Origin of the sequence: Agrobacterium sp. NPDC090283 (assembly GCF_044769685.1) — a bacterium.
Classification (GTDB): Bacteria; Pseudomonadota; Alphaproteobacteria; order Rhizobiales; family Rhizobiaceae; genus Agrobacterium.
Genome location: NZ_JBIVYG010000014.1, coordinates 163,749 through 171,108, shown reverse-complemented (window position 1 = coordinate 171,108; position 7,360 = coordinate 163,749). Strand labels below are relative to the sequence as shown.

Below are 7,360 nucleotides of genomic sequence, written 5' to 3'. Positions count from 1 at the left end.
GCACAACAGGCCTGATACATGACCGCGCCCGATCACACGTCCAAAATCGTTCGAAGAACTGCTTGCATGAACGGGGGCATCCATACATGACCCGGCGTGGTATTTCATTGAGAATTGACCCATGTTCCAACCTTCTCGCATGTTTTCAGCGGGGCAACCCCCATGACCAATTCGATTGCATGGCTGGGAAGACAGGCAACCTTCCGCCGCCTTGTCAGTCGGGCTCGTGCCATTGATGTTGAGTGAAGCAGAAAAAGATCGTCTCCTCGCTTCAATGATCGATCAAAGGTGCGCCAGTTGACGAAAATTGGCTTCACCCTGCGGGCAGATTGATCTATCGTTTGACCTGACATGACAGTCGATGTGCATCCGGACGGCGAAGGTCGCCAAGGCAGTGTCCGGCCACAAGCGACTTCCAAATTCGGCCGGACTCTCAATGGAGAGTCGTCATGTCGGAACTATCTGCTGCATTGCCATCTTTGCCACTCTTACCCGTTGAAGTGTGTGACGGAATACACGCTGCTGTGGCCTTTGAGGTGCTACGCGATCTCTATGGCTTGCAGGCCGCGACCATAGCGGCCTGGTGCGCCATAGAAGCACGTACTCAAGGCGATGACGTCCGGTACCGTTTCTGGTTCGGCGTTTTTTGCGATCTCCGTAAGGCTTCGCCTGTCTTCTCTCTCATGCTGCCCTCAGCCTCGAAAATCGGGCTGCCTCTCTCCAAGGATGACGATTTTCAGACTGCGGAAAACACGCGAGGCGACCTTGATCGCTTGCTGGGCTCCCGGGATATCGGAGTTTCTATTATTCGTGAAATTAGATCAATAATTGAAAATTAATATTAGATTTTGCGTGCACTTCTTTCGCAAAATCTACCCGTAGCGGCAATAAATCGAACAAACGTGAGGGTGAACGATGAAATTGAAAATCCTGCTTGTTACATTAAGTGTAACAATGACTATGGCCGCCAAGGCGACCGCCGAGCAGTTGATCGTCAACAGCTACGGCGGACCGTACGAAGATATTATCCGCAGTCGGATCATTGAACCCTTTGAAAAAGAGTTCAATGTGACGGTTATCTATGACGCCGTGGGGTCTGCGTCACAGGATTATGCAAAAATCAAGGCGACACGCGGTCGGCCGGGCTTTGATGTCGTCGTCATGACTGCCTCACAATCGCTCGACGGATGCCACGATAACCTTCTCGAAAAGTTCTCACCGGAAACCGTACCGAACATCGCGAAACTGAATCCGGAGATCAGCGCCATCGCCGGCGCCTGCGGAGCCGTCCACGAGGTCCAGTATCTTTCTCTTCTCTGGCGCAAGGACAAACTCGCGAAAGCGCCAATCTCCTGGTTGGCGTTCTTTGATGAAGAACTAAAGGGAAAGGTGATCCTTCCGACTTTCCAAAACATCATGGCGGCATATCTCATGCAGATCATGTCTGTCACGAATGGCGGCGATCTCATGGACAACGTTGACCCAGGTTTCGAGGCCATGGGCAGGCTCGCCAGCCAATCGATGGGCTTCGAGCAGTCCTCGTCGATCATGGAAAATTACATCAAGGAGGGCGAGGTCTGGGCCATGCCATTCTGGAACGGGCGTGCCCAGCTCCTCGTCGATAGCGGTCTACCGGTTGACTACGTGAGACCGGCGGAAGGTACCATCCCGCTCGTTGCGACCTTGAATGTGCCGATTGGCGCTCGCAACAAGGACATGGCGTACAGGTTCGTCAATTTCTTTCTCGAAAAATCCAGCCAGGAAGCATGGGTGACCGGCTATAACGTCGGCAGCGCCCGCACCGATATTGAAGTCCCCGATGCCGTACGCGCGCGTCAAATCACCACCGAAGCCGATCTGAAGACACTTCTTCTTCCCGACCTTTCAGGTCTCGCAGCCAAGTTGCCCGAATGGGGTGCGCGGTGGGAGCGTGAAGTGATCGCGGCAGCGCGATAAGGGGGCGACCATGACAACAATCGAACTCCAGTCACCATTTGAACCCAAACGCCATCGGAGATTTACACTCAGGCCCTATGCTTCGCTGGTGCCGCCTTCAACGGTCCTTTTGCTCTTCTTCGCTCTGCCAATGGGCATGATGATTGGAATGAGTTTCCACGGAAGCGACGACCAGGCGTGGACCATCGCCAACTATCAGCGGTTCTTTACTGATGATCTGATGATGGCGGGTCTGGGGCGCACGATGCTGATGTCGGGCCTCGTCGCCATTTGCGTGACCGTCATGGCGTATCCGCTTGCTTATTATCTGGCTCGTTCGACGTCACGATGGCGCATGGTTGTGTTCGCACTTGCAATCGCACCGGAACTCGCCGGTGTTGTCCTGCGCACCTATGGCTGGCTCGTGATCCTCGAGGACCGGGGTTTTGTAAACTCGATGCTGCTGTGGGCGGGATTGATCTCCGAACCGCTGCCATTGTCGAGAAGCATGTTCGGCGTCGTCGCTGGCCTGACGCATGTCGTTCTGCCTTTCGGGGTTCTTTCCCTGATGACGAGCCTGCAAGGCATCAATCCCAATCTTGAAAAGGCTGCACAAGTCCTGGGGGCTTCCCGTCCAGCCGTGCTGCGCCACATTGTTCTGCCGCTTTCCATTCCCGGGATCGTCAGTTCCCTGCTCATCGCTTTCACAATGGCGGCCAGCGCCTATGCGACGCCAGCCCTGCTTGGCGGTGCGGGCTTCAAGGTACTGGCAACAATGGTCTACGAGCAGGTGCTTTTTTACATCGACTGGCCGTTCGCGGCCGTGATGGCGAATGTGTTGCTCGTGGCAATGCTCGTTGCCGTCTTCATCGGCTCGCGCATTGAAGCGCGGCTCCACAACAAACTGCATCTGTAGGAGACAGTCGTGAACAGGTTTTTATCTGTGACATTCAGGGTCTCGCTTGGACTCATCCTCGCGTTCATCACGCTGCCGCTGCTGGTCGTACTTGTGGCATCCGTCAGTCCGACGGCGAGGATTGTTTTTGAGCCATCTCTCTGGACAACAAAATGGTACGGCGCCCTCATGTCCAGTCGCTGGATTGACCCGTTTTTGCTGAGTGTCGAACTTGCGTTGATTGTCACGGTTCTGAGCGGGCTGTTCGGGCTTCTGGCAGCTTTTGCCGTCGCCTACGAGAAGTGCCCGGGCCATGCCGCAATCATGTCCTTCCTGTTATCTCCCCTCTCCGTGCCGCAAATCGTCAAGGGGGTGGCGATCGTTTTGTTCCTGTCGTCGACCGGGTTTTACACTCTCCTTGGCACGCCGGGCCTGATCATGGCCCACGTCATCCTCACCCTGCCATTCGTCGTGAGGATGATCGCAGGAGCAATGTTCAATGTCGACAAACGGCTTGATCTTGCCGCACGTGTCCTGGGCGCAAACAGGTTGCAAAGGATCCGCTACATCCTGCTACCGCTGATCAAACCCGGCCTGTTTTCAGGAATGACCTTCGCCTTCATTCTCTCCTTCAACAACATCCCCTTGTCGGTCTTCCTCGTCCGGCCTGGCGAAACGACACTACCCATCACCGTCATCAATCACCTCGAATACAGCCTCGACCCGGTGTTGGCGGCGGTCAACGTCGCCTCCCTCCTATTCATTCTCGCAGCCGTCTTCCTGTTCGAGCGGATCGGCGGTTTTTCGACACAGATACATGGTGGAAGCAAATGAACACAGTGGACATAGAACTGATCGCGGTTTCAAAGAGCTATGGAGCCAATCGGGTCGTCGACAATATCGATCTTTCCATTCCGGCAGGAGAATTCGTCAGCATTCTGGGGCCGTCCGGGTGCGGCAAGACAACCACCCTGAACATGATCGCCGGCTTTTCCGATCCTTCCGGTGGAGACATCAGAATCAGGGGACGGAGCCAGTTGGGCGTTCCCCCGGAGAAACGCGGGATCGGCCTGGTCTTCCAGAATTATGCCCTCTTCCCTCACATGACGGTCGCCGAAAATGTCGCCTTCGGCCTCAAGATGAAGGGAGTTTCGCGTACGAAAACCGAGACCGAGGTGCAATCGGCACTCAGACGGGTGCATCTTGAGGGTTTTGAAGAGCGGTATCCGAAAGAACTGTCCGGCGGCCAACAACAACGGACGGCGCTTGCCCGGGCGATCGCGCCGAAACCCTCCCTGCTTCTTCTCGATGAACCTCTATCCAACCTCGACCTCAAACTGCGGGAGGCGATGCGGATCGAACTCAAAGAGATACAGGAAGAACTCGGCATGACCTTCATCTATGTCACCCACGACCAGGACGAAGCGATGGCCATGTCCGATCGCATCGTGGTCATGCATGGAGGTCTTGTGGCGCAGGAAGGCAAGCCCGACGACATCTACGATAATCCGCGATCGCGTTTCGTTGCCGATTTTATCGGAAAATCGAATCTTCTGCCGGTTTCGTCCCTGAGAGCGGAAGGGGAATCGACGATTGTCGTTCTCGAAGACGGTCTTGCACTGACGGTCGCATCGTCGGAAAATCCAGGCGCCGTCCGCTACTGTTGTCTGCGTCCCGAGGCCGTCCGTCTCACGCCTGCGGGAGAGGACCTGCCCTTCCCGGTCAACAGGATCGACGGAACCCTGACACGGATCGTCAATCTCGGCGCCTACCGGGAATGCTTTGTCACCCTATCAAACAGGACTGTGCTCAAGTCGCTTGTGCGCTCGACACGATTGCCTGACCTGCACGTCGGGCAACCCGTCGTTCTCTCCATCGATCCCAAAGCCGTGCAGCTTCTCGAAGGCTAGAATTGATCGCATTTCTATATCAATGAACTCAAATTGATATTGGAGACAGGGTGATCAGTCGCGTTACTCTTCCCTTGCAGAGACGAAATATCCAAGGAAGGAACAGACATATGCTCAATACTCGAAAAATTTCAGCGGTCCAGGACGGAAGCAACGTTTGTGCGGATATCGTTGGCTTCGACTTCAACGACTATGACGAACAGGACATTGCAGAGGTTCGCAAATACTGGCTCCACTATGGCGTGCTTCGCTTCCGGAGTGCCAACATCACAGACCAGCAGCAGGTCGACTTTTCCCGTCATTTCGGGGAATTCGTGATCCACCCTAAGCAATTGCAGGAGGGCGGGCACCCCACGCACAAGGAAATCCTGGTGATCGCCAACACCATGAAGGACGGCAAGCCATCTGGGGCCATGGGCAACAGCGAGGCGACCTGGCACACGGACACCTGGTTCTACGAACGTCCGCCCGCCGGCGCCATTTTGCGGGCGGTGGAGGTGCCGGCTGAAGGCGGTGACACCTATTTTCTCTCCACCTATCAGGCCTACGACATGTTGCCGGACGACGTGCGAAAGGAAATCGACGGTCGGCAGATATTCTTCCAGAATGTCTACGACAAGACCGGCAAGCTGCGGCTCGGCAAGCAGGAGCCGAAGACCAGTGATTTCCGTGAGTGGAGCGGTATCGTCCACCCGTTGGTGCGGACCCATGCCGAAACCGGGCGCAAAGCGCTTTATCTTGGAGGAACGGCCGAGGGTACCTGGATTGTCGGCATGCCGCTTGATGAAAGCGACGATCTGCTGAAACGCCTGTGGCGTCACACGACGGATACGAAAGAGGTTTTTGTCCAGCAATGGACGAAAGGCGACATCATGATGTGGGATAATCGCTGCACCATGCATCGTCGGGATTCCTTCGATCCGAACACGATCCGGATCATGCACCGGACCACGACCGCCGGCGAACGCCCGGTCTGATCATTTCAGACGCCAGCAAAGCGACCTCAATCAATGGAACAGTATCGGACAAAAAAGGGAGAGCCTCCTCTCCCGACGGATCTCTGCGCCCTGCTGCAGGATGTTGAGACCGCAACAATCGGACATACCGAACATCTCGGCTTTCTCAGCACGAGTCTCCGCCCGGTCTGCTCCGCAAAGGTCATTGGACAAGCCCTCACCGTCGCGGCTCCAGGCCGCGACGGCGTTGTGATCTACAAGGCGATCGACCTTCTCCAGCCGGGAGACGTTCTCGTCATCGCGAGGATCGATGGGGACGACATCGCCTGTGTCGGCGGCGGTGTCGCGACAGCGGCAAAGGCGCGCGGCGCCGCTGCCATTATCGTGGACGGCCCGTGCACTGACGTTGAGGAAATTGTCGCATCGGGCCTGCCGGTCTGGTGCCGCGGAGTCTCGGCAAAAACCACGAACCGGACATTCCGGATTGGTGGATCCATCAATGTTCCCGTCGCCTGCGCAGGTACGGCGGTCCTTCCCGGTTTCGCGGTGCTCGCCGACAACTCCGGGATCTTCGTCGCAGACCGTTCACGGATGCACAGCCTGGGTGAGGCTGCGCTGAAGCGTCAAGAACGGTCCACCCGGCTGCGTGCCCATCTTGCGGCAGGCCATTCAATCTTCGCGTACGATGAGGGGCAATCCCAATGAAAATATCGCTCATTCAAATGAACTCGCAGCCCGACCGCCGGGCAAATCTGCGTCAGGCGCAGGCTCTGATGCTCAAGGCCGTCAAGGAGGAGGTGCCGGATCTGATCGTCCTGCCGGAACATTTCGACTGGTCGGGCGGTACTGCCGCGGAAAAACTCGCGGCAGCAGACTACATGCCCGGTGGTGCGGCTTACCGGATGGCACAGGAATTTGCTTGCCGGCACGGATTATGGCTCCACGCAGGCAGCATGCTCGAGCGTGTTCCCGGGGAAGAGCGAATATACAACACCACCGTTGTGTTCGATCCCGACGGCAGGGAGGTGGGCCGCTATCGCAAGATTCATCTTTTCGACATCGTGGCTCCGGACGGCAAAGCCTATCGCGAGTCCGCCACAGTCGCACCGGGGCACGACCTTTTTGTCTACGAGGCTGGCGGCTTCCGCATCGGAGCCGCTATCTGCTACGACCTCCGGTTTTCCCGCCTGTTCGATCAACTTGCGGAGAACAAGGTCGATCTTGTCATTCTGCCGGCTGCCTTCACTATGCAGACCGGAAAGGATCATTGGGAGGTCCTGTGCAGGGCCCGCGCCATCGAGTTCCAGGTCTATTTCGCCGCGTGCGGCCAGTGGGGCAGTTACCTTGCCGCCGGTGGCGAGACCCGGCAGTGTTTCGGCAACTCACTGGTTTGCGATCCCTGGGGACAAGTCATCGCCCGCGCCTCTGACGGAACGGGCATTGCGGCGGCACGGCTGGACAGCCAGCGAATACATGATGTGCGCCGGCTTATTCCGATGGCGCGCCATCGTCAGCAGTTTCCGAACGCAGCATCTCGGGTAGGTCTCGCTGAAACGCCGGGGCCAACAACTCAACATTTGGCAGTCGAACATGTTGCCTGCGATGGGCTATGTTCGACTTGCTGCAACAAGACAGATCTCCCTGCCTCCTTTTGATAGTCGAGA

8 protein-coding genes are annotated in these 7,360 nt (G+C 56.7%); all 8 read left to right on the top strand.

What is annotated here, in order from left to right; genetic code table 11:
* Window positions 1-449 precede the first annotated feature (449 nt).
* The 8 genes from ACIQUH_RS19790 (at window position 450) to ACIQUH_RS19755 (ending at window position 7,351) form a co-directional block, all read left to right on the top strand.
* Entirely contained in the window at window positions 450-839 is a 390-nt protein-coding gene (locus ACIQUH_RS19790) for a hypothetical protein (protein ID WP_400818042.1), read from the top strand.
* 76 nt (window positions 840-915) lie between these two features.
* Window positions 916-1,956 carry an ABC transporter substrate-binding protein gene (locus tag ACIQUH_RS19785; RefSeq protein WP_400818040.1) on the top strand — a complete coding sequence of 347 codons (1,041 nt, stop codon included), beginning with the start codon at window positions 916-918 and terminating at the stop codon, window positions 1,954-1,956.
* Window positions 1,957-1,966: 10 nt separating this feature from the next.
* Window positions 1,967-2,851: an ABC transporter permease gene (locus tag ACIQUH_RS19780; protein ID WP_400818038.1), complete on the top strand. Its 885-nt coding sequence runs from the start codon at window positions 1,967-1,969 to the stop codon at window positions 2,849-2,851.
* Window positions 2,852-2,860: 9 nt separating this feature from the next.
* Window positions 2,861-3,664, top strand: coding sequence for an ABC transporter permease (locus ACIQUH_RS19775; protein WP_174023216.1), 804 nt, complete (start codon window positions 2,861-2,863; stop codon window positions 3,662-3,664).
* Window positions 3,661-4,740, top strand: coding sequence for an ABC transporter ATP-binding protein (locus tag ACIQUH_RS19770; protein WP_400818036.1), 1,080 nt, complete (start codon window positions 3,661-3,663; stop codon window positions 4,738-4,740). Before ACIQUH_RS19775 ends, ACIQUH_RS19770 begins: the two co-directional genes overlap by 4 nt.
* Before the next feature lie 110 nt (window positions 4,741-4,850).
* Window positions 4,851-5,717: a TauD/TfdA dioxygenase family protein gene (locus tag ACIQUH_RS19765; protein WP_400818054.1), complete on the top strand. Its 867-nt coding sequence runs from the start codon at window positions 4,851-4,853 to the stop codon at window positions 5,715-5,717.
* 33 nt (window positions 5,718-5,750) lie between these two features.
* Window positions 5,751-6,401, top strand: coding sequence for an RraA family protein (locus tag ACIQUH_RS19760; RefSeq protein ID WP_174023218.1), 651 nt, complete (start codon window positions 5,751-5,753; stop codon window positions 6,399-6,401).
* Window positions 6,398-7,351 (top strand): carbon-nitrogen hydrolase family protein, encoded by a 954-nt coding sequence (locus ACIQUH_RS19755; protein ID WP_174023219.1) that lies wholly within the window; start codon window positions 6,398-6,400, stop codon window positions 7,349-7,351. Before ACIQUH_RS19760 ends, ACIQUH_RS19755 begins: the two co-directional genes overlap by 4 nt.
* Window positions 7,352-7,360 lie beyond the last annotated feature (9 nt).